Genomic DNA, 24,738 nt, shown 5'->3' on the forward strand with positions numbered 1-24,738 from the left:
CTAAAACGGCGGGTGTTGGGTGAAGCAGGCAAACCTCTGTGGTGAGGGCCGGTACCGGAGCGTAAAGAGATCGTTTTCCGGGCCGGCCCGGCCGTCGCGGGCACCACAGGCAGGCGAGCACTCGTTTGCTGAAACGCATATCTGTCCCCGAAAGGACCTACGCCGTTATGGCCAAGATCATTTCTTTTGATGAAGAGGCCCGCCGCGGCCTCGAGCGCGGATTGAACATCCTCGCTGACGCCGTTAAGGTGACGCTCGGCCCACGCGGCCGCAATGTCGTCCTCGAGAAAAAATGGGGCGCCCCCACGATCACCAACGACGGCGTCTCAATCGCCAAGGAGATCGAGCTTGACGACCCTTACGAGAAGATCGGCGCAGAGCTGGTCAAGGAAGTCGCCAAGAAGACCGACGACGTAGCAGGCGACGGCACCACCACCGCAACCGTGCTCGCCCAGGCGCTCGTCAAGGAAGGCCTGCGGAACGTTGCCGCCGGCGCCGACCCCCTCAGCCTCAAGCGCGGCATCGAGAAGGCAGTTGCTGCGGTTACCGCCGAACTGCTCGCCTCGGCCAAGGAAATTGAGACCAAGGAAGAGATCGCCGCGACAGCGTCAATCTCCGCCGGCGACCAGCAGATCGGCGACCTGATCGCCGAAGCTCTCGACAAGGTTGGCAAGGAAGGCGTCATCACTGTCGAGGAGTCGAACACCTTCGGGCTCGAGCTTGAGCTCACCGAGGGCATGCGCTTCGACAAGGGCTACATCTCCGGTTACTTCGTCACCGACGCAGAGCGCCAGGAGACGGTCCTCGAAGACCCGTACATCCTGATCGTCAACTCGAAGATCTCCAACGTCAAGGACCTCGTTGCCGTCCTCGAGAAGGTCATGCAGTCGAGCAAGCCGCTGCTGATCATCGCCGAAGATGTCGAGGGCGAAGCCCTTGCCACCCTCGTCGTCAACAAGATCCGTGGCACGTTCAAGTCCGTTGCCGTCAAGGCTCCGGGCTTCGGCGACCGCCGCAAGGCGCAGCTCGCCGACATCGCCATCCTCACCGGCGGCCAGGTCATCGCCGAAGAGGTCGGCCTCAAGCTCGAGAACGCCACTGTTGACCTGCTGGGCCAGGCGCGCAAGGTCGTCGTCACCAAGGACGAGACAACGATCGTCGAGGGTGCCGGCGACGCCGACGCCATTGCCGGCCGTGTCGCCCAGATCCGCGCCGAGATCGACAACTCGGATTCGGACTACGACCGCGAGAAGCTGCAGGAGCGCCTGGCCAAGCTGGCCGGCGGCGTAGCAGTCATCAAGGCCGGCGCGGCCACCGAGGTCGAGCTCAAGGAGCGCAAGCACCGCATCGAGGACGCCGTCCGCAACGCGAAGGCCGCTGTTGAAGAGGGAATCGTCGCCGGTGGCGGCGTAGCCCTGATCCAGGCCGGAGCCAAGGCTTTCGCAAGCCTTGAGCTCACCGGTGACGAAGCAACCGGCGCCAACATCGTCCGTGTCGCAATCGACGCCCCGCTCAAGCAGATCGCCTTCAACGCCGGCCTCGAGCCCGGCGTTGTCGTCGACAAGGTCCGCGGCCTTCCCGCAGGCCACGGCCTCAACGCTGCAACCGGCGTGTACGAGGACCTGCTGGCCGCCGGCGTCAACGACCCCGTAAAGGTCACGCGTTCGGCGCTGCAGAACGCCGCTTCGATCGCAGGGCTGTTCCTCACCACGGAGGCCGTTGTGGCCGACAAGCCCGAGAAGTCCGCACCCGCGGGCCCGGGTGGAGACGAGATGGGCGGAATGGGCGGCTTCTAGCCGGTCCGGTTCCCTCCGCTCCAATTTCGAGAAAGCGGCACTCCTTCGGGGGTGCCGCTTTTTCGTGTCCACAGTGTGTGCGTGGTCAGGAAAGGAACATGCGTGCGTTGCTCAGCTCGGCCTCGGCGTACTGGCGGGTGGCGGTGACGAGTGCTGCGTGGATGCCGGAGAGGGCTTCCTCGACCTGGACCTGCGTTGAACGCCACTGAAGCATGACCTGCTGGAAATTTACGGCCGCCTGCCCGCCCCACAGGGCTTCAAGCTCCTGCAGGCCGGCCTGCATAGCGGTGACCTCGGCATTGAGCCTGCCGATGGTTGCCTGGACCTGGTTGCTCTTCGCCGCCAGGCCGTCGGTGTCTACGTGGAAGTGGGTCACGGGTGCTCCCGATGCTGGTTTCCGGTTAGCTGACCCTTGAACGGTAGGGGGTGTGCCGGGTGCCCGCACGGGCCTTGTGCGGCATGTGGAAAAGTCTGCTCACACGGCGTCGGACGCCTCGGTTCCGGGCGCGTCGGCTGTCGTGTCGACGGCGTGGGGGAGCCGGATCGACAACGTCGCCCCGCCACCGGGGGTTTCCGCGAGCCGCACCGTTCCGTCGTGCTGGGCCACCAGCGCGGCGACGATGGCCAGGCCAAGGCCGGTGCCGCCCGTTTCACGGTGCCTGGAGGAATCTGCCCTGTAAAAACGTTCGAAGACCCGTGCGGCGTCGTCCTCCGAAATGCCGGGTCCGTGGTCGCGCACCTCGATCACTGAATCGCTTCGGCCGTGGATGACGGGTTCGACGCCGACCGCGATCTCGATCGGGCTTCCGTCGGGGGTGTAGCGCAGCGCGTTTGTCATGAGGTTCGCGAGGACCTGCCGGAGCCGGGCTTCATCGCCCACCGTGGGTGCCGGCCGGGGGCTGCCGCCGTCCAGACCGGTCACGGTGATCGTCCGGTTCGGGGCGATGGCCCGGGCATCGAGGGCTGCATCGTTTCCGAGCACCATCAGGTCGATCGGCTTGGCCTCGAGGGGCCGCTGTTCGTCGATCCGTGCAAGGGTCAACAGGTCTTCGACGAGGTGGCCCATCCGGATCGCTTCGCTCTCGATGCGCCCCATGGCTGCCGCGACATCGGCTTCCTGCTGCAGTGCGCCGTGACGGTAAAGCTCGGAAAACCCGCGGATCGTGACGAGGGGAGTGCGCAGCTCATGCGAGGCGTCAGCGACGAACCGGCGCATCTTCCGCTCGGATTCGGTCCGCGCCGCAAACGCGCGCTCGATGTGGGCGAGCATCGCATTGAGCGAGCGCGAGAGTCTTCCCACCTCGGTTGCGGGCCGCTCAACTGCAACACGCCGCGAGAGATCGCCGGCGGCGATGGCTGCTGCTGTGCGCTCAACGCGTGCCAGTGGGCGGAACTGGCGGGTGACGGCGACGAAGGCGATGGCGGAGGCCACCGCCGTGGAGAGCAGGCCGACGGTGAAGATGATCTCCGAGGCCTCCTGCAGGGAGTTGTTGACGGTCTCCAGCGGGGACGCGATGGCCAGGGACTGCGGGCCGTCGTCGTATTCCAGGATCTTTACGCGCCAGCCCTGGCTGTCCTGGGCGGTGCCCTCCACGTCGAATCCCTTACCGTCGAGCTCCCGCACCTGGGCGGCGCTCATGACGGGCAGCCGTGGAACATCCGTTTCGGTGGCGGAATGCGTTGCGTTGAGGATGCGGCCGTCGGGTCCGAGGAGGGCGCCGTAGAACCGGAAGAGGGCACTGTCAGCGGGTGCGGTCTCATGAAAGAACGCGTTGGAGATGTTCTGCGCGTTGGCGCTCAGGTCGTTGTCCATGCGCTCGATGAGGCCGTTGCGCAGCAGCGAGATCGTGACGATCGCAGTGATGCCGACGGTGACGACCATGAGCAGGGTCATGATGGCCACGAGCTGCGAGCGCAGCGAGGCCGAGTTCCAGCGCCTGAGCAAGGTTTCCCCTGCCTACCGCTTGTCCGTGCTGCGCAGCAGGTAGCCCACTCCGCGCTTCGTCTGGATCAGCGCCGCCGCAGCGGGGTTCTTGTCGATCTTGCGCCGCAGATAGGAGATGTAGGATTCGACGATCGACGCGTCCCCGTTGAAGTCGTACTCCCAGACATGGTCGAGGATCTGGGCCTTCGAGAGCACGCGGTTCGGGTTCATCATGAGGTAGCGGAGCAGCTTGAACTCCGTTGGCGAAAGCTCGATTGTCTCACCGGCCCTGCGGACCTCGTGTGCGTCGTCGTCGAGTTCGAGGTCGTCGACGCGGATGACGGCGTCGTCCTCGGGCATCGGCTGGGTGCGCCGCAGGACCGCACGGATCCTGGCCACGACCTCGTCGAGGCTGAACGGCTTGGTGACGTAGTCGTCGCCGCCGACGGTCAGGCCGGTGACTTTGTCCTCCGTGTCGTCCCGCGCGGTAAGGAAAACGACGGGGAAGTGCCGGCCGGCGGCACGCAGGCGCCGAGTGACGGTGAACCCGTCCATATCCGGCAGCATCACATCGAGGACGGCGAGGTCGGGGTTGTGGCTTTCCGCAGCCGCGAGCGCCTCGCGTCCGTTGCCCGCCGCCACAACGTCAAATCCGGCAAAGCGCAGGGACGTCGAAAGCAGTTCGCGGATATTCGGTTCATCGTCAACGACGAGCAGTCTGGCTTCCGGTCCTGTTTTCTTCACGCCCACCATTATCCGCGAAATAGCTGGAATTAGGCTGGGAGCCTGCTGGGTGCGCGCTCCACGCGGGCTGGAGGTCAGCCGCTCAACCCTGCCGCGTCGAGAATCCGGTAGGCGTAGCCCTGTTCGGCCAGGAAGCGCTGGCGCTTCGCGGCGAAGTCCTGGTCGAGGGTGTCGCGCGCGACAACAGTGTAGAACCGCGCCGCCCGGCCGTCGGCCTTGGGCCGCAGGAGCCTGCCGAGGCGCTGGGCCTCCTCCTGCCGGGAGCCGAAGGACCCGGACACCTGGATCGCCACCGAGGCCTCGGGAAGGTCGATCGAGAAATTGGCGACCTTCGAAACGACGAGGGTTGAGATTTCACCGGTGCGGAAGGCACCGAAGAGACGCTGGCGCTCCTTGACCGGGGTGTCTCCCTTGATGACCGGAGCATTGAGGCGCTCGCCTAGCTCGTCGAGCTGGTCGATGTACTGTCCGATCACCAGCAGCTGCTCGCCCGTATGGGCCGCGGCAAGCTTCTCGACGACCCCGGACTTCGTCTCCGACGTCGCGCACAGCCGGTACTTGTCGCCGTCGTCGGCCATCGCGTACGCGACGCGCTCGTCCCGGGGCAGGTCGACGCGGACTTCGACGCAGTCGGCGGGGGCGATGTAGCCCTGGGCTTCGATGTCCTTCCAGGGCGCGTCGTACCGCTTGGGTCCGATCAGCGAGAGGACTTCACCTTCCCGGCCGTCCTCCCGGATCAGGGTGGCGGTGAGTCCGAGCCGCCGCCGGGCCTGGAGGTCCGCCGTCATCTTGAAGATGGGCGCCGGAAGCAGGTGTACCTCGTCGTACACGATCAGCCCCCAGTCATTGGCGTCGAGCAGCTCGAGGTGCGGGTAAAGGCCTCCGCGGCGCGTGGTGAGCACCTGGTAGGTGGCGATAGTGACCGGGCGGATCTCCTTCACGGCGCCGGAGTACTCGCCGATCTCCTCCTCGGTGAGGGAGGTGCGCCGCAGCAGTTCGTCTTTCCACTGCCTGGCCGAGACGGTGTTCGTGACGAGGATCAGCGTTGTTGTCTTGCTCGTCGCCATCGCGGCCGCCCCGACGAGCGTCTTTCCGGCACCGCAGGGGAGCACGACAACCCCCGAGCCGCCCGACCAGAAATTCTCGACGGCCAGCTGCTGATAGGGGCGCAGCGCCCAACCTTCTTCGCGGAGGGCGATCGGGTGCGGCGTGCCGTCGACATACCCCGCGAAGTCCTCTGCGGGCCACCCGAGCTTGAGGAGCAGTTGCTTGAGCTGGCCCCGCTGGGAGGAGTGGACAACAACCGTTTCGCCGTCGATCCGCGGCCCGAGCAGCGGGGCGATCTTCTTGGCGTGGAGGACCTCTTCGAGCACCGGGTAGTCGGTTGTCCGCAGCACAAGGCCGTGCTGGGGGTCCTTTTCCAGCCGGAGCCGGCCGTACCTCGACATCGTGTCCTCGATGTCGATGAGCAGGGCGTGGGGCACCGGGAAGCGCGAATACTTGAGCAGCGTGTCGAGCACCCGTTCGGCATCGAGGCCGGCGGCGCGCGCATTCCACAGTCCGAGCGGTGTCAACCGGTAGCTGTGGACGTGCTCGGGCGCCCGCTCAAGCTCCGCGAACGCCGCGATGGCGTGGCGTGCCTCGGTCGCCAGCTCGTGGTCAACCTCGAGCAGGATTGTCTTGTCGCTCTGGACGATCAGCGGTCCATCAGTCATCCGGTGTCCCTTCAATAAGTTCGACGTCCATTACCCGGTGCACCGACACCACTTTTTCGACCTGCTTCAGGGGGTCGAATACGCGAACCCTTCCACCGGATACCGAAAGGGGAACAAGGACCTGGCGGACCGCATTCCCTGAGCTGTCCGCCGTGCCAAGGCGCACCGGAACCTTTCGGCGGATCGCGGTGCGCAGGGTCTCAAGGCCGAGCATCACTTCGCCCTCGGGGCCGCCGGTGCGCTGGGCGGACCCATTGGCCCGGGGACCGGCGCGGAGTGAGTCGACCTGAGCGGCAACCTCGTCATCGGTGACGGTCCAGGGGTTCACCAGCGCGCGGGCAGTCAACTGCGGCCCCTGCGGCTTCTCCGGGGACGCCCGCGGCGTGGCCGGGGTGGTGCGCGGCGGTGTCTGGTCCGGTGCGGCGGAGAAACCGAGCTCGTTCAGCAGGGCCGCCAGCTCGGCCGGTCCCGCCTGGGCGGCGACGACAGTCGGCGCGAGCTGCACGAGGCCGAAATCGGCGGCTTTCGGATTCGCGAGCAGGGCGGTGACGGCTGCGGCGTCTTCGGTGCGCAGGTAGCTCTGGGCCCGGCCCACCCTGAGCCTGCCGTGCCGTGAAGCGGTGTCCTCGATGAGGTAGGTCAGTGCCTGCGGGAGCGCCGAGGCGCTGTGGCGGTGAAGGAAGTCCAGGATCCCGGGCGCGGTCAGGCCCGTGTCGAGGGCGGCCCTGATCGATTCAGCCGAGAAACGGTAGGTGGTGGCGGGCCCCTGGCCCTCCGGCGTCGAAAGCTGCACCAGTTCCCGCGCCACCTCGGGGTCGAGGTAACCGGGAGCCACCGCCGTGAGGTCGGCCTGGAGGAGGAAGTGGCGCACGGGAGCCGGAAGCGTGGCACGGACCTCACCCGCGGCGTCGTCGAGGCGGTCCCCGGCAACCAGCCGGCCAATGCGGGTGAGGGCACCGCCCCCGAACAATCCAAGGGCGGCGGCTTCGGTGAACATCCCCGGCACAAGGCGCTCAAACCGCCGTGCCAGGCGCGGCTGCTCCCAGGCAAGGCGCTCCACGAGGACCTCAGCGCCGAGCACGACGCTCCTTTGGTGATCCTCGGTGGATTCCTGCGCATCCCGGCCGGCAGGGACGCCGCTGAGCGAAACGGCGGCGGCGAGCATCCGGCGTCGGGTCCGGGGGGCGTCGGGGCGTGAGCCTTCGGCTGCGAGGGCATTGATCGCTCCGCCGTCGGTCAGCTTCGATCCGACAAGGGAGGGCGCCCGGTCGAGATCGAGCCAGCCGCGCACCAGGGCAAGCCACTGCTCGTCCCGGGATGCCCGCTCCCATCCGGAGGAACGGGCCGGTTTCCACCGCGAATCGTCGACGTCGAGCGCGAGTGCTCCCGTGGCGGCGGCGAGTTCGAGCAGCCACGGCGTCACCGACTGTTCGACCTGCAGTGCGTCGCTGAGCCGGCGGAGCTCCCGGACGCCGACCCCGCCTGATCGCAGCGTCGCGACGGGGGCGGCAGCTGCCGAGCCGAGCAGGGCGCCGATCATGCGCAGCGTCTCAGCGACGGCGCTGTGAGCGGCGTTGTCCCGGATGCCCGCCCGCACGCTCGGGAGGGCAGGCCGTGGCGGATGCGTCTGCAGGACCTGGATGATCCGGTGGCCGCGTACCGCCTGACCCACCACGCGCGGGAGCTCGACGTGGGAGGCGTCAAGCTGGGCCAGCAGCCCGTGCCGCAGGAGCCACTGAAGTGCGGCGGCCGGATCGGCCTGCGGGCCGCGTGCGGCCGTTGGAGGCACCGCTCCCACCGGCGCCGGTCCGAGTTTGCCCAACAGTGTGGCTGCCCCGGCCGGTGCGCTGGAGATCAGTCGCGTCCAGGAATCGGGCTGCCGCAGCGCAGCGTCGAGTTCCTCGGCTGCGGCGCCCGGTGTCGGGGTGCCGCCAAGCTCAACGCCCAGCTCACGCACCCGCTGGGCGGCGCTGGGGAGTCCGGCGCCGTACGCGGGCAGGACGCGGGCAAGGACAGGAAGCGGCCTGCCGAGCCCCGCCGGGTACGGTCCTACGGCTTCGCCAAGGGAACCAACGGGAAGATATGCCCCAGGGCTTCCCGCCCCTTGTACCTCCTTCTCAGGTGCGGCGTAGAGCAGGGCCCTCGCAGCGAGGTCCGCAAGGATGGGGTTGAGTTCCTCCCGCCCAGCGCCGCCGACGAGGCCCTCGAGGGTTTCGGCGCTTACGCCTGCTTCGTCGTCGCCCGCTGCGAGGAGGACCGCTTCAAGGAGTTGCTGCTGGGGCGCGGTGAGGTTTTCAAGTGCCCGCTGCACGCTGGCGCGTGTTGATGCACGCGCGGCGAGGGCGCCGAAATCGGGGACCGGAGGAAGCAGGAGGTCGGGGCGCGCCGAAAGGAGGTACCGCAGCTCGGAGTCGCTGCGGGCGGCCAACTGATCGGCCAGGGCGCGGATGGCGGACATTGGCTTAAGGTTACCGCCGGGCATTACCGGCGCCGCCCGGTTGATCAGCAGGCGTGGATCGGCAGGCGTGGATCGGCAGGCGTGGATCAGCAGGATCGAACCAGCCCCACCGCATCTGGGTCAGAGCCGCCGGCGTCCGATGACTGAGTGGATGATCAGGGCGCACATGAGCAGGAACGCAAGGGGCAGGCACACATACGTTGCCACGAGGAACCCGGGCCATACGGTGCCCTGGAGCCATGCGATAGCCAGGATCGCACCCAGTGAAACCAGGCCCACGACGGCGGACACAACCGCCGTGATCATGAGCACCAGCCGGAGGGACGACGCAGTGCGGCGGGGCGCGTGCCCGCGCTGCAGGGAAGGGGAATCAGGGGCCATAACGCTTACAGCGTACAAGAACGGCGGCGCGCACGGGTGAGCGCTGAGGGGATATTCTATTTCCAAAGACTTCCCCGGCAGTGGCTGAGCACCACCGGCATATCACCGACGCAGCGCCGGGTTCCAACAACCGGAGGCGGTCACCGCCTCAGCAGACCTAAGAAGAGGTAACCTACGTGCCCATCGGCAAAGTGAAATGGTTCGACGCTGACAAGGGTTTCGGCTTCGTTGCAACGGACGACGGCAAAGAAGTCTTCCTCCATGCCTCGGCGCTCCCGGCCGGGGTCACCGAGGTCAAGGTCGGCACCAAGCTCGAATTCGGAGTGGCCGACGGGCGGCGGGGGCTCCAGGCGCTCTCGGCCCGGATCCTTGAAACGCAGCCTTCGGTCGTGAAGGCGACGCGCAAGAAGGCCGACGACATGGCAGTGATCACCGAGGACCTCATCAAGCTGCTCGACGACGTGTCGAACGGGCTGCGCAAGGGCAGGTACCCCGAGAAGGCTCACGCGAGCAAGGTCGCAGCGGTTCTCCGGGCCGTTGCCGACGACCTGGATGCGTAGCCAAGCGATGATGCCTGCACGCCCCGACGTTCCCTCGCCTGACGACTCGACCGACGCTGAAATAACCGCAGGCGACACCGCCGCAGCACCGGTCAAACGCCGGGCCGCACGCCGGCCGGCGAAGCCCGACGCGTTGCTCGCAGCGGCCGTCGAATTCGCCCGGGACAGCCTGCTGCAGGTCGCTCCGGCCGATCAGATCGGCAAACATGTGGCTTCGTATCCGGACGGTGAGCGCCTGCTCACGCACCGCTTCGAGGCTTTCGTGCCGGGGTATGGGGGCTGGGAGTGGTTCGCGACGCTCGCCCGGGTTCCCCGCGGCAAGGAACCGACGGTCTCCGAAGTGGGGCTGCTTCCCTCGGATCGGGCGCTGCTTGCGCCCGAGTGGCTGCCCTGGTCCGAGCGGGTGCTCCCTGAGGACTCCTCCGATGAACAGGCTTCCGCGTCAGGGGATGCTCCTGCCGACGAACAGCCCGCCGGCGAGCCGGCCGAAGCGCAGGCTGCCCCGGCTGCCTCTGCCGAGGATGAGCCTGCCGAGGAACAGCCCGCCGAAGAGCCGGCCGAAGCGCAGGCTGCCCCGGCTGCCTCTGCCGAGGATGAGCCTGCCGAGGAACAGCCCGCCGAAGAGCCGGCCGAAGCGCAGGCTGCCCCGGATGCCCCTGCAGGGGATGCTCCTGCCGAGGAGCAGGCTGCCGCCGAACAGCCCGCCGGAGAGCAGCCATCCGCGGATGAGCCTTCACCGGTGGATGCCGGAGTCGAAGCCGAGGCGCCGTTCGGCGATCCGGATGAGGCGATCAGGGCGCACGGCGCCGGGGACAACTAGGCCGGGGACAACTTAGCCGGTTGCTGCAGGCGACGGCGGAAGGAGCGCGCACGTGGGCATGTTCCGGTCGCTGCGGATAGCCAACTACCGGATCTGGTTTGTCGGTGCGCTCGTTTCAAACATCGGTACCTGGATGCAACGCACTGCCCAGGACTGGCTGGTCTACGACATCCTCACAGAACAGAACGCTTCGGCCCTCGGTGTGGTCCTGGCCCTGCAGCTCGGCCCGCAGCTGCTAATTTCGCCCTGGGCCGGGCTGATCGCCGACACCGTCGACCGCCGAAAGTTGCTTCAGCTGACCCAGGTGGCGATGGCGCTGCTGGCCGTGGGCCTCGGCCTGCTGGTGCTCACCGGCGCCGCCGAACTCTGGCACGTCTACGCCTTTGCGCTCGCACTGGGCATCGTCTCGGCTTTCGACGCACCCGCCCGGCAGACCTTCGCCTCGGAACTGGTGCGCGATGACTACCTGCCGAACGCCGTAGCGCTCAACAGCGCCTCCTTCAACGCCGCGCGGATGGTGGGCCCCGCCGTAGCAGGGCTCCTGACCGCGGCGGTGGGCCCCGGGTGGGTTTTCCTCATCAATGCGCTCACCTTCGGCGGAATGGTCTACGCCCTGCTCGCCATCCGCGCCTCCACGCTCAACGTCCAGCCGCGGTCGGAACCGGGAAAGGGCCGCATCAAGGCGGGCCTGCGCTACGTCCGCGGACGGCCCGATCTGATGATGGTGCTGCTGGCCATCTTCCTCGTCGGTACGTTCGGGCTGAACTTCGCCGTATTCATCGCGGCAATGGCCCGCACCGAGTTCGGGCAGAACGCCGGAGTGTTTGGGGTTCTCTCCTCGGTCATGGCGGTTGGGTCGGTTGCCGGAGCGCTTCTGTCGGCGAGGCGCGACAAACCGCGGATGCGTTTCGTCTTCGGGGCCGCCGGTGCCTTCGGCATCGCCTGCGGGGTCGCCGCGCTGGCGCCAACCCTCGAGCTTTTCGGCCTCGCACTGGTCCCGGTGGGACTTTTCGCCCTCACCCTGCTCACGAGCGCCAACGCCTACGTCCAGACAACCACCGACCCGGTCATGCGCGGGCGCGTGATGGCCCTCTACTTCGCCATCTTCCTAGGGGGCACACCGCTCGGCGCGCCGGTTGTCGGCTGGGTATCCGACGCGTTCGGGCCGCGGTGGAGCCTCGGTGTCGCCGCCGCCTCCGGCATTATTGCCGCTGCTGCAGGACTGTTCTGGGCCTGGCGCTACCACGAGGTGCGGCTGCGCTACGACCGCTCCCTACCCCGGCGCCTGCGCATCACCCACGAGGCACCCCACAGCGCCGGGGACTGAACCTGCAATCGGCGCCCTGGGCTCACTCGCCGCCCTCGCCAAATTCGGCACTGAGCCGTTCGACAACGTAGTCGATGCACGAAAGCAGCGCGGATACGTCGTCGGGCTCGATCGCCACGAACGTGGCAATGCGCAGCTGGTTCCGGCCGAGCTTTCGGTACGGCTCGACGTCCACGATCCCGTTGGCACGCAGCACCGAAGCGATAAGCGCGGCGCGGATGGGAGGGGTGATGTCGATCGTGGTGATGACGTTTGAGCGGTCCTCGGGACGCACCACGTACGGCGTTGCGACCTCCGAAGCCTCGGCCCAGGCGTAGACCCGGCCGGCCGAATCCGCCGTGCGGGCAGCTGCGAAGTCCATTCCCCCGTTGCTGTTGAGCCACTGGAGCTGGGCGTTGAGCATCACCAGTGTCGCCAGGGAGGGAGTGTTGTAGGTCTGGTTCAACTGCGAATTGCCGATCGCCGTCTGGAGGTTGAGGAAGTCCGGAATCCACCGCTCCGACGCGTCGATGCGGGCCGCCCGCTCAAGCGCCGCCGGCGAGAACAGCCCCAGCCACAGTCCGCCATCCGAGGCGAAGTTCTTCTGGGGTGCGAAATAGTAGACATCGGCCTCGGACACGTCGACGGCCAGCCCGCCGGCGGCCGAGGTCGCGTCGATGAGCATCAGTGCGCCGTCGTCGGCACCTGCGACGCGTCGGACGGGGGCCGCGACGCCCGTCGATGTCTCGTTTTGGGGCCAGGCGTAGACGTCGGCGCCGGCCTCGGCGGACGGCTCGGGCCGGGTGCCCGGCTCGGAGGTGATGATGGAGGAGCGCTCCAGGAACGGCGCCTTGTCCGTTGCCGCCGCGAACTTCGACCCGAACTCGCCGAAGGAAAGGTGCTGGGCCCGGGAATCGACAAGCCCGAACGCTGCGGCATCCCAGAACGCCGTCGAACCTCCTACTCCGAGAACAACCTCATACCCCTCGGGCATGCCGAAGAAGGTGGAGAGCCCTTCGCGGACCTCACCGACGAGGTTCTTCACCGGCTTCTGCCGGTGCGAGGTGCCAAGGATCGACGGGTTGGCGGCCGTGAGGGCACTGAGCTGTTCGGAGCGCACCTTCGACGGGCCGGCGCCGAAGCGGCCGTCCCGGGGCAGCAGGTGGGTGGGAATTCTTAGGTCCGAAAGCTCGCTCACTGGTCCTCCGTGTGGATGTGGGGTGGGTGGGGCAACGGGCCCAATTCTGCCCCAGCGGAGGTGCGCCGGGTTATTTATGAAGTGCAGCACGCCGCACGGGCGGCGTCGACGCACGATTGCCGGGGCCGAAGGCGGATGGGTTAACCTGAGGGGGCGTAGGGACCCGGCCCGGTCCGGACGTGCTGCACGCAGCACGCAGTGCCCTTACCCGCCCCGCATTGTGCCGCACCTAGGAGCCGAACCCTCATGACGGACCTCATCGATACCACCGAGATGTACCTGCGGACCATCCTTGAGCTTGAGGAAGAGAACATCGTCGCACTGCGGGCCCGGATCGCTGAGCGGCTCCGCCACTCCGGCCCCACTGTGTCCCAGACGATCGGGCGCATGGAGCGGGACGGGCTCGTTGTGGTCTCCGGCGACCGCCATCTCGAACTCACCGAGCTCGGCCGGCGCCGCGCCACGGGAGTGATGCGCAAGCACCGCCTTGCCGAACGCCTGCTCAGCGACGTCATCGGCCTCGACTGGGCCTACGTCCATGAAGAGGCGTGCCGGTGGGAACACGTGATGAGCGAACGCGTCGAGCGGCGCCTCTACGAACTGCTCGGGCAGCCATCGCAGTCGCCCTACGGCAACCCGATTCCGGGCCTCGAAGCGATCGGCGGAGTGCCTTCAGAGTTGCTCACCGACGGCGTCACGACCCTCCTCGCGGCAATGGAGGACTACCGGCCGGGCACTGCGGTGACCCTCCTGCGCCTTGCGGAGCCGATCCAGGTCGATCCCGAGCTGCTGTCCCAGCTCGCCGACGGCGGACTCCGCCCGGGCGCGTCGCTCAACCTGGAGTCGGTGGGCGGCTACGTCTCGGTGCGCGTTCCGGGCGTCGACGGGGCCCTTGAACTGCCGCCGGAAGTCGCTTCCCACGTTTTCGTCTCCGTCGCCTAAGGCGCCGGACCGGCCCCGGCGCGGGCCGCATCATGGGGAAACAGGGCAGCTACGCCCTGAACACAGTTGATAACAACGTGGTCACTTTGCGTCAACGCTCCGGGACTGCCAGACTGACCCTCGATACCTCGCCGTGATCTTCCTTGGAGTGCGCCGCAGCCATGTTCCTGCGGATTTCGTTTCGCTCCCGCAGATCCGTTGCGCAGCTCCGTAGGAAGGGAACGTATTTGTTGAAGCAGGAAGTGTCAGGACGCCGCCGGGCGGGTGTTCCGGTTGTCTCCGAGCGTCCGAGGGATGCGCACCGGGCCGAGCGCCGCAGCCGCGGAACGCGGCACCCGGCGGCCGCTCCGCGCCCGCGCGATGCGCACCGCACCGAGCGCCGGCGCCGGGCAGCCGGATACCGCGAGGACCTTTCCTTTTCGGGACTGAGCCAGAAGGTCGCGATGGCTGCCGCCGTGTCGGGCATCGCCCTGACCGTCGCGTGGCCCACGACAGCCGCGGTGCCGGCTTCCGCAACCGCTGAGGCGGCCCCGGCGGGCGCCGAAGTGCATGTTCCCGCCTCGGCCCGCGTCGACTTCGACCGCGCCGCGCTCAGCACTACCCTCGGCGCCGACGCGCGGCTCGAGGCGGTCATGACCGCCTCGGCTGGATCAGCGACCCCGGCGGCGGCCAAAGGCGCGCTGACGGGCCCCCTTGACGCCCTCGTCGAAACCTCCGGATTCGGCTTCCGCCCAAGTCCGATGACAGGGCTCGGGGAACTCCACAGGGGCCAGGACTTCAGTGCGGCCTGCGGCGCCCGGGTATATTCGGCTGCCGCAGGTACCGTGACCTTCGCCGGATGGCACCCCTATGGGGGAGGAAACCGGATCGTTGTGGACCACGGCAACGGCCTGGAAACCACGTACAACCACCTCTCGGTTATCGAGGTGTCCGAAGGCCAGCAGGTGCGGCGGGGCGAACGCGTCGGGCAGAGCGGATCAACCGGCGCTTCAACGGGCTGCCACCTCCATTTTGAGGTGATGATCGAGGGCCAGGTCGTCGACCCTCTGGGCTGGCTGTAACACACCCTCGACCCTTCCGTGACCGTAATGTGACAATCTGCGTGATCTAGGGTACGTTCTACTCGTGCCAGATCGTCATAGGTCTGGCGCCCTCAAGCAAATCGCCTAGCTCTGCCATTGCCTGAGGTCCGTCCGCACATTCGCATGGCAGAGGCGGGGGAACCAATTTTTGGGTTTCGCAAGAAATCCTTGGGGTTAAGTCGCTGATTCGTCAGCGGCCGGGTGACTCCCATCCGAATCCGACAGCTCACCTCGCAGGCATTGGGAGAGGCAATTTCACGTGTCCAATAATTCTCTGGGTCGCCACCGCGCGGCCCACGTGTCAGCGAGCCCGCTCACAGTTCTTTCTCAGGCCGTTTCCTCGAATGCAGGAACTGTAGGCCGCCAGGCCGCCGTCCTTGTCGCAGCCTCAGGCCTCGTCTTCACCGCAGGTCTTCCCGCAAACGCAGCACCCGCCGCAGAGCGCGAAGTGCAGTCAACCTCATCGTTGAGCGTGACTGCCCCCGCAGCCTCGAAGGTCAGCGCCGCAGCCACGGCCGCCGTCTCCTTTGAGCGCGAAGCCGTGAACGTCACCCCCGCCGTCGTCGTTGCGGCACCGGTCGAGGCGCCGGCCGTCGAGGCTCCCGCCGCACCGGCTCCAGCCGCAGAGGTCGTTGTTGCCGCAGCCCCTGCCGCAAAAGCTCCTGCCGCCCCCGCAGTCCAGGCCGCCGCAGTCACTCCGGCTCCTGCCGCTCCCGCTCCCGCCGCGAAGCCGTCCGCCGGAATCGCAGGCGCCCTCGTCGGCTCCGCATACTCCCAGATCGGCGTTGCCCAGGACTGCACCGCCATGGTCGAGAAGGCACTGCGCTCGGTTGGAAAGTCCGTCGGCGACCTCGCTCCGGGCCAGTTCTTCCAGTACGGCGACGTCGTCGGATCCCCGCAGGCCGGTGACCTCGTGATCACCGCGGGCCACGTGGCAATCTACGTCGGCAACGGCCAGGTCATCAGCGGCGGCCTCAACGGGCTGAACACCGGTCTTCACTCCCTCTCGGATCTTCCCGGCGCAAGCTTCGTCCGCGTCCGCTAAACCCCACTTTCACACTCCCCCTCTCACACTCCGGAGAACCCCTATGTCTTCTCGCGCCCCGATCGCCCGCCACCGTGCCGAAGTCCAGCACACCGCACCCCTTGCAGCCCTTGCCAAAGCCGTCACCGAGAACGCCGGCGGCATGGGACGGCAGGCCGCAGTCATCGCTGCTGCATCCGGCCTGGTCCTGACAACCGGCGTCGCGGCCAACGCCGCGGACCTGCAGCCCGAGCGTGAATCCTTTGCCTCGACGCTCAAGGTCGACGCCAGCCCCGCCGTCGTCGTCGCCGACGCCAACGCCAAGGTCGCCTTCAACCGAACCCCGGTCAAGGCCGTCGCCAAGCCCGTCACCGTCGAGGTGACCGTTGCCGCGGAGCCATCGGCCCCGGCAGCACCGGCAGTACAGGCCACCCCGGCCGTGCAGGCAGCTCCGGCAGCCGTGCAGGCCGCTCCCGCCGTCGTGAAGGCTCCCGCCGCACGGAAGGCGCAGGCAGCTCCGGCCGCTCCGGCCGTCAAGGTTACTCCCGCAGCATCCTCCGGCAAGGCCGCAACCATCGCCGCGGCGGCCAAGGCCCAGCTCGGCGTGAACCAGGACTGCACCCGGCTCGTGAGCAACTCCCTCGCCGCAGCCGGCATCAACTTCCACGGCTGGCCGGCAGGCTACCTGTCCCTGGGTCGCACCGTCAGTGCCGGTGAAGCAGTTCCGGGCGATCTCATCTACTACGCCAACGGCGGCATGGGCCTGGCCCACATCGCTGTGTACATCGGCGGCGGCCAGGCTGTGCACGGCGGCTTCAACGGCAACTCGACCGTCATCGCCCCGGCGCAGCTCGGTTCCGGCCCCGTGTTCATCCGCGTGGGCGGCTGACACCCAGCGCCTGGTGGTTCTTCGAACCAACAGCTGAAGAAAGGAACCGGCAGCGGTGCTGCCGGTTCCTTTCTCTTAAAGTGCCGCCCCTGCCTCCGCGCCGCAACTTCGCTCTTTCTATTCGCCCCGGCGCGCAGGTCGGCTACCCTAGGCATTGTTAATCCGAAGAACTTATCCCGAGCATCCGGGGTGGCAGCCGGTAGCGGGGACATAGTCCGCAAAGAGGCATGCGCATGCGCACTCTCGTTTTGAATGCAGGATATGAACCGCTGGCGGTTGTTACGTTCCGCCGGGCGCTGGTGCTTGTGCTGACAGGCAAAGCGAGCGTCGTTGCCGAGGATGAGGATCCGGTTGTCGGGCCTTCCGAAATTCTCGGACGCCCGTCGGTGATCCTGCTGAACCGGTATGTGAAGATCCCGTACCGTCAGGAAACGGCTGCGACCCGGCGCGGGGTGCTGCGCCGGGACAACCACCTCTGCGCTTACTGCGGGAAGACCGCTACGACAATCGACCACGTCTTTCCCCGCTCCCGCGGCGGGACCGACACCTGGGAGAACATGGTTGCGTGCTGCCTGCGGTGCAACAACGCCAAGGGGGACAAGACGCTGGGCAGCCTCGGCTGGAGCCTTCGTGTTGTGCCGCGGCCCCCGCGCGGGCCGTTGTGGCAGCTGCGCGAACTCGAGAAGCCGGCGCCGCAGTGGAACGAGTTCCTCACCGAAAGGGCAGCTTGAGCGACCCAGCGCCACTTCCGTACGACGCAGTCATCCTCGCCGGCGGGCGGTCCTCCCGGTTGGGCGGAACCGCCAAGGCAGGCCTCACCATCGGCGGCCGGACGCTCCTTGAGAGAACCCGCGCCGCCGTACCGGATGCCCTGCTGACCGTCATCGTGGGGCCGGCGGACCCCGCTCAGGAGGCGGGGGTGATTGTCACCCGGGAATGCCCGCCCTTCGCCGGGCCTGCGGCAGCCCTCTGTGCCGGACTCGCAAGCCTCGCGGCCGAGCCCGACCGGGACCTTCCCGCGTGGACCTTCGTCCTCGCCTGCGACATGCCCCGGTGCGATGTTGCGGCCGAGGTACTGCTCGGTGCCGCAGCGGAGGACCCCTCGGCTTCTGTCGTCGCGCTTGACCGGGACCGGGTCCAATTGCTCGCCGGGCTGTACCGCAGGGAGGAGCTCTTCGAGGCTGCGGCTGAGGCGCTGGCTGCGGGAGGCGCGCAGAATCTTTCGATGCGCGCCCTCCTTGCTAGGGTGAAGATTAGACCGGTCCCGGTTCCGCCGGGCACGACGTCGGACGTCGACACCTGGGCTGACGCCCGGATTCTCGGTGTTGACGTCCGCTAACCAACCCGTGGAGGGTACTCATGGACGAGCGCGAAATACTTCTTCAGCAATGGAGCGAGAAGCTGCTTTCGGCTTTTGAACTTGGGGATTCCAAGGTCGACGTCAACGCCATCCTGGCACTTGCGGGAAACGCTGCCGCCGCAGTGGTGCGCCCCGCAGCGCCGCTGACCACCTTCGTGGCCGGCTACGCCGCCGGGCTCGCCGCAGGCAGCGGGCAGGCTGAAGAAGCCGTGGCGATGCGGTCAGCGATCGAGCACGCGTCGCGGGTCTGCGACGAGGCGGGGGCGGAACGCTGATGGGCGACGTTATTGACGGCGGACGGGACATGAGCTGGGAGAAGGCGCGGGAGGCTGCTTACAACGCCGGGCAGCCGATGCCGTTCCAGACGGTGCCGCTGGCGGATGCGCTCGGCCAGACCCTCGCCGAGCCGGTCGAATCCCTCCTCGACATACCCCATTACGCATCTTCGGCAATGGACGGCTGGGCTGTCAGCGGCCCTCCGCCGTGGACCTTCGTCACGCCCAAGCCCGCCGAGGACTCCGGGCGGTGGCACCCGTCCCCACACACCGATTCGGGCACCATCACCCTTGAGCCGGGGCAGGCAACCTTCATCCTCACCGGCGGAGTGGTTCCCCACAACGCGACCGGCATCCTCCGGACCGAGCACGGGGAAATCCGTGAGAATGTGCTCACCCGGAACGACCTCGCGAGGCATGATGAGCCGGTTCAGGGCGAACACATCCGCCCTGCGGGGGAGGAAGCGGCACTCGGCACCATCGCGATCCCGGCCGGCGTCGTGCTCAATCCCGCCCAGATCGCCCTTGCCGCTGTATGCGGCCACGACACGCTGGCGGTCCTGAGGGCGCCGCGGGTTTCGCTGCTGATGACCGGTGACGAAGTCATCGAGGCGGGGCTTCCCCAGCCGGGCCAGGTCCGCGACACGTTCGGGCCCCAGCTGCCCGCGCTCGTGGCGATGCTCGGCGGGCATGTCGACGTCGCGGGGAGGGCCAAGGACGACCTCGACGACGTCGTCAACGCCATCAGTGCGGAGGCGACCGACGAGTTCTCCCTGGCCCGGGCGTCGGGGGATGTGCTGATCACCACGGGTGGGACGGGCAGTTCCTCCGCGGACCACATCCGCCGGGCGCTGGCGGTGCTCGGAGCCGAGATGATCATCGACGGCGTCGCGATGCGCCCCGGGCACCCGACGCTGCTCGCCCGCCTGCCGGACGGCCGGTTCCTGGTGGGCCTGCCGGGCAACCCCCTCGCGGCGATGATGGCGATGTTCACGGTTGCTGCGCCCCTGCTCGCCGGTCTGCGCGGAGCTCCCATACCGGGATTGCATCGGGTCCTCAGCGGAGGGTATTTCGAGCCGTTGAGGGGCAGGAGCAGGCTCGTGCCCTACCGGATCGAGGCCGGCCGTGCGGTGCCGAGCCGGCACCAGCGTTCGGGCATGCTCCGCGGGCTCGCCTCCGCCGACGGCGTGATGGTCGTCCCGGCCGAAGGGTGCGACATCGACCAGCCGCTTCCCGCGCTGACGGTGCCCTGGCATCCGGTCCCGCAGGCCAACTGACCTCCCGCACGACTGACTTCCCGCGCAACTGAGAGGAGCAAGCACATGAGCAGCCGAGTCACCCAACGACGCCGCATCACCAAGTTCCGGCTCGGTTCCGATGTTCCGGGTGGATCAACCCGGCGCGAAGACGTCCTTGCCGGGGAAGAACCGCTTGAAATCCGGCTGGGCGGGAGGCCGTTCACCGTGACGATGCGGACCCCCGGAGACGACTTCGACCTCGTCGCAGGCTTCCTCGTCTCCGAAGGGGTGGTGTGGGAGCCGGGGCAGCTGCCAAGCCAGCGCTACTGCGCCGGAGTGGACGACAACGGGCAGCAGACCTTCAACGTTGTGGAAGCCCAGCTCCGGCCGGGAGTGGTGTTGCCGGAGACTGCGCTCGAACGGCACGTCTACACCTCGAGCTCCTGCGGGATCTGCGGGACCGCCTCGATCGATGCCGTCCGCAAGTCGTCCCGCTTCGACCTGCGCGAGGACAACGCCCCGGTCGACGCCGCCGTCCTCGCCGGCCTGCCCGACCGCCTTCGGCAGAACCAGAAGCTGTTCGACCGCACGGGCGGCGTCCATGCGGCGGGCCTGTTCACAGGCGATGGCGAGCTGCTGTGCCTGCGCGAGGATGTGGGCCGCCACAACGCCGTCGACAAGGTGGTGGGATGGGCGCTGCGCGAGGGCATGCTTCCCCTTGCCGGAACGATCCTCCAGGTCTCGGGCCGGGCATCGTTCGAACTCGTCCAGAAAGCGCAGCTCGCGGGCATCCCGATCCTTGCGGCGGTCAGCGCCCCCTCCTCCCTCGCAGCCGACCTTGCCGACGATGCCGGCCTTACCCTCGTCGGGTTCAGCCGCGGCACGTCGTTCAACTGCTACTCGCATCCGGAACGGATCCGTCCCGAGACACCCGCGGAATAGCGCCCGGCAGGGCGGGGCCGCGCATTCCCTTGAGCGCGGACCATGAACTAACGACGATTGGGCCAGCGCAATGGAACTAGGCATTTTCAGCTTCGGAGACCTCCACCCCGACCCCGTCACGGGTCAGCGGGTCTCACCCGAGCAGCGCATGGCCGACCTGCTCGAACGGGCGCGCCTCGCCGACGACGTCGGGCTTTCCTACTTCGGGATCGGCGAGCACCACCGGCCGGATTACGCGGTCTCATCGGTGGTGCCCGTCCTCGCCGCGGCGGCCGCGCAGACCCGGAACATCCATATCGGGTCGGCGGTGACGGTGCTGAGCACCGAGGACCCGGTGCGCGTCTACCAGCAGTTCGCAACCCTCGACCTGATCTCCCGGGGCAGGGCGGAACTGACCGCCGGCCGGGGCTCCTTCATTGAGTCGTACCCCCTCTTTGGAGCCGCACTCGAGGATTACGACGCGCTTTACGAAGAGAAGATCGACCTGCTGCTGCGCCTTGACGCGGAGGAACGCATCACGTGGAAGGGCCGTTTTCGACCCCCACTCGACAACGCACAGATTCTGCCCCGGCCGACCTCTGGCTCACTCGACATCTGGATCGCAACGGGCGGAACGCGGCAGTCGACGCTGCGCGCGGCTGCCCTCGGCCGGCCGGTGATCTACGCGATGCTCGGCGGGACCGTGCGCAACTTCGAGGAGCACGCCGAGCTGTACCGGAAGTTGGCCGCTGAGGCGGGCCACGACCCCGGTGCCTTGCGGGTGGGCGTCAGCAGCGTGGGGCTGGTGCTGCGCGAAAAGGCGAACGAAGTGTTCCGGCCGTACTGGATGGATTCGATGGTCCGGATTTCGGGCGAGCGGGGCTTCCCTAAGCCGAGCGGGGTCACCTACAACATGCAGTCGGCCCGGTCCGGGGCCGTTTTTGTCGGGACTCCGGAGCAGGTTGCACAGAAGATCGTTCTCACCTCGACCTTCATGCAGCACGACCGCCACATCTTCCAGTTCGACTTTTCCTCCGTCCCGCAGGCCCAGGTCCTTGAGTCGATCGAACTGCTGGGCACTGAAGTGCTGCCGCTGGTTCAGAAGGAACTCGGCGTCGCCTGAGGCTGCTCCTCCTTCCCGCCGAGTTCGCAGGTCACCACCCTTTAGGGGCCCGAAGGCGTGGTGAGCTGCAGTGTCGGCAGGAGGGGCGGCGGGCAAGCCGTCTACCGCCGCTTCCGCGTCCCTCGAGTTCGCAGGTCACCACCCTTTGGGAGCCCGAGAGCGTGGTGAGCTGCAGTGTCGGCAGGAGGGGCGGCGGGCAAGCCGTCTACCGCCGCTTCCCGTCCCTCGAGTTCGCAGGTCACCACCTTTTAGGGGCCCGAAGGCGTGGTGAGCTGCAGTTTCGGCAGGAGGGGCGGACGAAGAGGGGCGACGGCGGCGGGCGGAAAGAGGGACGACGGCGACGGGCGACGGCGCGCGGGGAGGGGCGGCCGACGGCTAGAAGGGGTGGAGCAGGCGCTGGACGAACCTTCGCGTACGTTCGTGCACCGGAGCCCGCAGCACCTGGTCGGGGTGGCCGCGTTCAACGACGACGCCGCCGTCCATGAATACCACCTCATCGGCGACTTCGCGGGCGAAGGCGAGCTCGTGGGTGACGATGACCATTGTCCAGTCCTCCTCGGCCAGGTCCTTGATGACCTTGAGCACTTCACCGACGAGTTCGGGGTCAAGCGCTGAGGTCGGCTCGTCGAAGAGCAGCAAGTCGGGACGCAGCGCCAGCGCCCGAACGATCCCCACCCGCTGCTGCTGGCCGCCGGAGAGCTCGAACGGATACTGGTCCTTCTTGGCGAGGAGCCCGACGCGCTCAAGGAGTTTCTCGGCGTCCTGCTCGGCCTCCCGGCGCTTGCGCTTCTGGACCTGTACCGGGCCCTCGATGATGTTCTCGAGGACCGTCATATGGGGGAACAGGTTGTACTGCTGGAACACCATGGCGCTGTGGTCCCGCAGCGCCGAAAGCTCCTTGGAAGAAACGCCTGCACCGAAGGTCACCGACGGGCCTCCGGCGAAGGCGACGGTTCCGCCGTCGGGCACCTCGAGGCCGTTGAGGCAGCGCAGCACTGTGGTCTTTCCCGATCCCGAGGGCCCCACGAGGGCCACGACCTCGCCGCGGTGCACCGACAGGTCGATCGACCGCAGCACGGTGTTCGTGCCAAATGACTTCTCCAGGCCCCTGGCGGTGAGCAGAACCGGACCTTGGCCCTCCTGCACCGGGCGGATCGGCTCAGTGGATGACATAGCGGTCCAACCTCTTTTCGAGTGAGTGCTGCCCGACGGCAAGGATGGAGCAGAACGCCCAGTAGATCAACGCGGCCTCAAGGTAGAGCAGCATGAACTCCTGGCTGAAGGCCGCAATCTGCTGGGCTTCGCGGAAGAGTTCGGTGACGAGGATCAGCGAAGCCAGGGAGGTGTCTTTCACCAGGGAGATGAAGGTGTTCGACAGCGGGGGAACCGACACGCGCGCCGCCTGGGGGAGGATGATCCGCCGCAGCGTCCTGCGCCGGGTCATTCCAATGGTGTGCCCGGCCTCCCACTGGCCCTTGGGCACCGAAAGGATGGCGGCCCGCAGGATCTCCGCTGCGTATCCGGCGACGTTGAGCGAGAACGCGATCACCGCGCTCGGCCACGGCGGGATGGTGACGCCGATCGAGGGGAGTCCATAGAAGACGACGAACAGCTGAACCAGCAGGGGAGTGCCCCGGATCACCGAGATGTAGGCCCGGGCGACGCCGGCAAGCACGCGCCGTCCGCTGATCCGCATCAGGGCGAGGAGCAGTGCCAGCGCCAGTCCCAGGACAAAGGACACGAGCGTCAGGGGGATGGTTCCGGTCAGCCCGCCCCGGAGGATGGGCCAGAACGAGCTCCGGAACAAATCCCAATCCACGTATCAGTCCTTCCGTCCGCGGGATGTGCGCGCGGCCGCGTCGAAAAAATCCCCAGCCGGCGGTGGACGCCGGATCCTCGTTCCTGCCGCCGGTGCGCCGCCTACGGCTGCGGCCTACTTGCTGACGTCGGTTCCAAAGTACTTCGTTGAAATCTCGGCAAGGGTACCATCGGCGCGAAGTTCGCTCAGGGCCTCATTGACCGCCTCGACGAGATCGGTGCTGCCCTTCTTGAAGGCAACAGCGCTCTCGGAAGTCTCCTCGGTTTCCGCCGCGATCTTGATCGAAGAATCCTTCGAGGTGTTCTGGTAGTCGAGGTAGGTCAGCTCGTCGTTGATCGTTGCGTCGACCCGGCCCTGCTGGAGGAGGGCAACCGACTGGGCCCATCCCTCGACGCCTTCGACGTTGGCGCCGCTCTCCTTGGCAAGTTTGTACCAGTTGCTGGTGAGCGACTGGGCGGTCGTCTTGCCGCTCAGGTCCTCGAAGGATTTGATTTCGTCGTTGTCGGCGCTCGTGACGATTACGCCGTTGCTCACGGTGTAGGGGTCGGAGAAGTCGTACTTCTTGGTGCGATCCTCGGTGATCGACACCTGGTTGGCGATGGCGTCGAAACGGCCGGCTTCAAGCCCGGCGAAGATGGCATCCCACTGGGTCTCCTCGAACTCGACCTCGACGCCGAGCTTCTCGCCCACGGCGGTGATCACCTCGACGTCGTAACCGGTGAGGTCGCCGTTGCCTTCCTCGTGGAAACTGAAGGGCTTGTAGGTTCCCTCGGTACCGACGGTAAGGACGCCGGCCTCCTGGATCTGCTCAAGGGTTGTGGGAGCCGCGTCGGATGCTCCACCGCTGGTTCCCCCTGCCCCGGGTTCGGACGAAGCCGAGCATCCGGAGACGGCAAGGGCCAGCGCTGCGGCGGTGCCGAGGAGGGACAGGCGGAAGGTCATGGGAAATCCTTTATGTCTCGCGGGTGGTCTGCTGGGCGGTCCGGCGGGCGGACTCCAGTAGTGCAACAACACTGCACCATTCCATTGTTCCGCGCTGCTGGCGATTCAATGTGACCTCGTATGTCGAAACTTTCCGGCAACCCTTGATCCTGCCCCCGAAATTGTGCCTAGGGCATACACGGGAAGACCGGGGGTGCCAGCGCCTAAGCTTGAAGAGGCTT

At 67.4% G+C, this 24,738-nt stretch carries 24 protein-coding genes and 1 riboswitch; of the genes, 14 read left to right on the forward strand and 10 right to left on the reverse strand.

Features of this window, described 5'->3' with window-relative positions; translation table 11 throughout:
- The first annotated feature begins 167 nt into the window (after positions 1–167).
- Complete coding sequence (gene groL, locus AC4D14_RS08940) at positions 168–1,796, forward strand: chaperonin GroEL (protein ID WP_490901607.1); 1,629 nt, start codon at positions 168–170, stop codon at positions 1,794–1,796.
- An 85-nt stretch (positions 1,797–1,881) separates the two neighbouring features.
- Here groL and AC4D14_RS08945 read toward each other — a convergent pair whose 3' ends face one another.
- The 6 genes from AC4D14_RS08945 to AC4D14_RS08970 all read right to left on the reverse strand — a co-directional run bounded on the left by AC4D14_RS08945 (position 1,882) and on the right by AC4D14_RS08970 (position 9,018).
- Positions 1,882–2,172, reverse strand: coding sequence for a WXG100 family type VII secretion target (locus AC4D14_RS08945; protein WP_490901609.1), 291 nt, complete (start codon positions 2,170–2,172; stop codon positions 1,882–1,884).
- Positions 2,173–2,271: 99 nt separating this feature from the next.
- Entirely contained in the window at positions 2,272–3,741 is a 1,470-nt protein-coding gene (locus tag AC4D14_RS08950) for a sensor histidine kinase (RefSeq protein ID WP_490901610.1), read from the reverse strand.
- Positions 3,742–3,753: 12 nt separating this feature from the next.
- Entirely contained in the window at positions 3,754–4,464 is a 711-nt protein-coding gene (locus tag AC4D14_RS08955) for a response regulator transcription factor (protein WP_490901612.1), read from the reverse strand.
- 74 nt (positions 4,465–4,538) lie between these two features.
- Positions 4,539–6,179, reverse strand: coding sequence for a DNA repair helicase XPB (locus tag AC4D14_RS08960; RefSeq protein ID WP_490901613.1), 1,641 nt, complete (start codon positions 6,177–6,179; stop codon positions 4,539–4,541).
- Positions 6,172–8,637, reverse strand: a complete 2,466-nt coding sequence (locus AC4D14_RS08965) for a helicase-associated domain-containing protein (protein WP_490901615.1) — start codon at positions 8,635–8,637, stop codon at positions 6,172–6,174. The genes AC4D14_RS08960 and AC4D14_RS08965 overlap by 8 nt, the downstream gene beginning before the upstream one ends.
- Positions 8,638–8,757: 120 nt before the next feature.
- On the reverse strand, positions 8,758–9,018 hold the full coding sequence (locus tag AC4D14_RS08970; RefSeq protein WP_490901617.1) for a hypothetical protein: 261 nt from the start codon (positions 9,016–9,018) through the stop codon (positions 8,758–8,760).
- 176 nt (positions 9,019–9,194) lie between these two features.
- Between AC4D14_RS08970 and AC4D14_RS08975 the strand changes: the two genes are divergently transcribed.
- From AC4D14_RS08975 to AC4D14_RS08985, 3 genes are read left to right on the forward strand one after another with little or no spacing between them, the layout of a single operon-like run.
- Positions 9,195–9,578 (forward strand): cold-shock protein, encoded by a 384-nt coding sequence (locus tag AC4D14_RS08975; protein ID WP_490901618.1) that lies wholly within the window; start codon positions 9,195–9,197, stop codon positions 9,576–9,578.
- A 10-nt stretch (positions 9,579–9,588) separates the two neighbouring features.
- Positions 9,589–10,398: a DUF3027 domain-containing protein gene (locus AC4D14_RS08980; RefSeq protein ID WP_490901620.1), complete on the forward strand. Its 810-nt coding sequence runs from the start codon at positions 9,589–9,591 to the stop codon at positions 10,396–10,398.
- Positions 10,399–10,456: 58 nt separating this feature from the next.
- Positions 10,457–11,725: an MFS transporter gene (locus AC4D14_RS08985; protein WP_490902373.1), complete on the forward strand. Its 1,269-nt coding sequence runs from the start codon at positions 10,457–10,459 to the stop codon at positions 11,723–11,725.
- 22 nt (positions 11,726–11,747) lie between these two features.
- Here AC4D14_RS08985 and serC read toward each other — a convergent pair whose 3' ends face one another.
- Entirely contained in the window at positions 11,748–12,902 is a 1,155-nt protein-coding gene (gene serC / locus AC4D14_RS08990) for a phosphoserine transaminase (protein WP_490901622.1), read from the reverse strand.
- Positions 12,903–13,148: 246 nt separating this feature from the next.
- On the opposite strand from serC, the gene AC4D14_RS08995 reads away from it, so the two are divergent.
- The 10 genes from AC4D14_RS08995 (at position 13,149) to AC4D14_RS09040 (ending at position 21,756) form a co-directional block, all read left to right on the forward strand.
- Positions 13,149–13,844, forward strand: coding sequence for an iron-dependent transcriptional repressor DtxR (locus tag AC4D14_RS08995; protein WP_490901624.1), 696 nt, complete (start codon positions 13,149–13,151; stop codon positions 13,842–13,844).
- A 227-nt stretch (positions 13,845–14,071) separates the two neighbouring features.
- On the forward strand, positions 14,072–14,905 hold the full coding sequence (locus tag AC4D14_RS09000; protein WP_490901626.1) for a M23 family metallopeptidase: 834 nt from the start codon (positions 14,072–14,074) through the stop codon (positions 14,903–14,905).
- A gap of 108 nt (positions 14,906–15,013) precedes the next feature.
- Positions 15,014–15,180: riboswitch (cyclic di-AMP (ydaO/yuaA leader) on the forward strand.
- A gap of 5 nt (positions 15,181–15,185) precedes the next feature.
- Complete coding sequence (locus AC4D14_RS09005; RefSeq protein ID WP_490901628.1) at positions 15,186–15,971, forward strand: NlpC/P60 family protein; 786 nt, start codon at positions 15,186–15,188, stop codon at positions 15,969–15,971.
- Positions 15,972–16,014: 43 nt separating this feature from the next.
- Positions 16,015–16,839, forward strand: a complete 825-nt coding sequence (locus AC4D14_RS09010) for an NlpC/P60 family protein (RefSeq protein ID WP_490901630.1) — start codon at positions 16,015–16,017, stop codon at positions 16,837–16,839.
- A gap of 233 nt (positions 16,840–17,072) precedes the next feature.
- Positions 17,073–17,570, forward strand: a complete 498-nt coding sequence (locus AC4D14_RS09015) for an HNH endonuclease (protein ID WP_490901631.1) — start codon at positions 17,073–17,075, stop codon at positions 17,568–17,570.
- Positions 17,567–18,178 carry a molybdenum cofactor guanylyltransferase gene (gene mobA, locus AC4D14_RS09020; RefSeq protein ID WP_490901633.1) on the forward strand — a complete coding sequence of 204 codons (612 nt, stop codon included), beginning with the start codon at positions 17,567–17,569 and terminating at the stop codon, positions 18,176–18,178. Before AC4D14_RS09015 ends, mobA begins: the two co-directional genes overlap by 4 nt.
- A 20-nt stretch (positions 18,179–18,198) precedes the next feature.
- Positions 18,199–18,474 (forward strand): DUF6457 domain-containing protein, encoded by a 276-nt coding sequence (locus AC4D14_RS09025; RefSeq protein ID WP_490901635.1) that lies wholly within the window; start codon positions 18,199–18,201, stop codon positions 18,472–18,474.
- Positions 18,474–19,751 carry a molybdopterin molybdotransferase MoeA gene (locus AC4D14_RS09030; protein ID WP_490901637.1) on the forward strand — a complete coding sequence of 426 codons (1,278 nt, stop codon included), beginning with the start codon at positions 18,474–18,476 and terminating at the stop codon, positions 19,749–19,751. Before AC4D14_RS09025 ends, AC4D14_RS09030 begins: the two co-directional genes overlap by 1 nt.
- A gap of 45 nt (positions 19,752–19,796) precedes the next feature.
- Positions 19,797–20,654, forward strand: coding sequence for a formate dehydrogenase accessory sulfurtransferase FdhD (gene fdhD / locus AC4D14_RS09035; protein ID WP_490901639.1), 858 nt, complete (start codon positions 19,797–19,799; stop codon positions 20,652–20,654).
- Positions 20,655–20,724: 70 nt separating this feature from the next.
- The gene (locus tag AC4D14_RS09040; RefSeq protein WP_490901641.1) at positions 20,725–21,756 is read left to right on the forward strand and encodes an LLM class flavin-dependent oxidoreductase; all 1,032 of its coding nucleotides are present in this window, start codon (positions 20,725–20,727) and stop codon (positions 21,754–21,756) included.
- Positions 21,757–22,131: 375 nt separating this feature from the next.
- Here AC4D14_RS09040 and AC4D14_RS09045 read toward each other — a convergent pair whose 3' ends face one another.
- From AC4D14_RS09045 to AC4D14_RS09055, 3 genes are all read right to left on the reverse strand, one after another.
- The gene (locus AC4D14_RS09045) at positions 22,132–22,929 is read right to left on the reverse strand and encodes an amino acid ABC transporter ATP-binding protein (RefSeq protein WP_490901642.1); all 798 of its coding nucleotides are present in this window, start codon (positions 22,927–22,929) and stop codon (positions 22,132–22,134) included.
- Entirely contained in the window at positions 22,916–23,575 is a 660-nt protein-coding gene (locus AC4D14_RS09050) for an amino acid ABC transporter permease (RefSeq protein WP_490901644.1), read from the reverse strand. Before AC4D14_RS09050 ends, AC4D14_RS09045 begins: the two co-directional genes overlap by 14 nt.
- A gap of 114 nt (positions 23,576–23,689) precedes the next feature.
- Positions 23,690–24,517: an amino acid ABC transporter substrate-binding protein gene (locus AC4D14_RS09055; protein WP_490901646.1), complete on the reverse strand. Its 828-nt coding sequence runs from the start codon at positions 24,515–24,517 to the stop codon at positions 23,690–23,692.
- Positions 24,518–24,738 lie beyond the last annotated feature (221 nt).

Source organism: Arthrobacter sp. TJ-254 (genome assembly GCF_058269175.1).

What these genes read in the sequence shown, in the direction of transcription:
- groL (WP_490901607.1), top strand. Translation starts at nt 168, where the DNA reads ATGGCCAAGATCATTTCTTTTGATGAAGAGGCCCGCCGCGGCCTCGAG.
- AC4D14_RS08960 (WP_490901613.1), bottom strand. Translation starts at nt 6,179, where the DNA reads ATGACTGATGGACCGCTGATCGTCCAGAGCGACAAGACAATCCTGCTC.
- AC4D14_RS08965 (WP_490901615.1), bottom strand. Translation starts at nt 8,637, where the DNA reads ATGTCCGCCATCCGCGCCCTGGCCGATCAGTTGGCCGCCCGCAGCGAC.
- AC4D14_RS08970 (WP_490901617.1), bottom strand. Translation starts at nt 9,018, where the DNA reads ATGGCCCCTGATTCCCCTTCCCTGCAGCGCGGGCACGCGCCCCGCCGC.
- AC4D14_RS08980 (WP_490901620.1), top strand. Translation starts at nt 9,589, where the DNA reads ATGCCTGCACGCCCCGACGTTCCCTCGCCTGACGACTCGACCGACGCT.
- AC4D14_RS08985 (WP_490902373.1), top strand. Translation starts at nt 10,457, where the DNA reads ATGTTCCGGTCGCTGCGGATAGCCAACTACCGGATCTGGTTTGTCGGT.
- AC4D14_RS08995 (WP_490901624.1), top strand. Translation starts at nt 13,149, where the DNA reads ATGACGGACCTCATCGATACCACCGAGATGTACCTGCGGACCATCCTT.
- AC4D14_RS09010 (WP_490901630.1), top strand. Translation starts at nt 16,015, where the DNA reads ATGTCTTCTCGCGCCCCGATCGCCCGCCACCGTGCCGAAGTCCAGCAC.
- AC4D14_RS09015 (WP_490901631.1), top strand. Translation starts at nt 17,073, where the DNA reads ATGCGCACTCTCGTTTTGAATGCAGGATATGAACCGCTGGCGGTTGTT.
- AC4D14_RS09025 (WP_490901635.1), top strand. Translation starts at nt 18,199, where the DNA reads ATGGACGAGCGCGAAATACTTCTTCAGCAATGGAGCGAGAAGCTGCTT.
- AC4D14_RS09030 (WP_490901637.1), top strand. Translation starts at nt 18,474, where the DNA reads ATGGGCGACGTTATTGACGGCGGACGGGACATGAGCTGGGAGAAGGCG.
- fdhD (WP_490901639.1), top strand. Translation starts at nt 19,797, where the DNA reads ATGAGCAGCCGAGTCACCCAACGACGCCGCATCACCAAGTTCCGGCTC.
- AC4D14_RS09040 (WP_490901641.1), top strand. Translation starts at nt 20,725, where the DNA reads ATGGAACTAGGCATTTTCAGCTTCGGAGACCTCCACCCCGACCCCGTC.
- AC4D14_RS09045 (WP_490901642.1), bottom strand. Translation starts at nt 22,929, where the DNA reads ATGTCATCCACTGAGCCGATCCGCCCGGTGCAGGAGGGCCAAGGTCCG.
- AC4D14_RS09055 (WP_490901646.1), bottom strand. Translation starts at nt 24,517, where the DNA reads ATGACCTTCCGCCTGTCCCTCCTCGGCACCGCCGCAGCGCTGGCCCTT.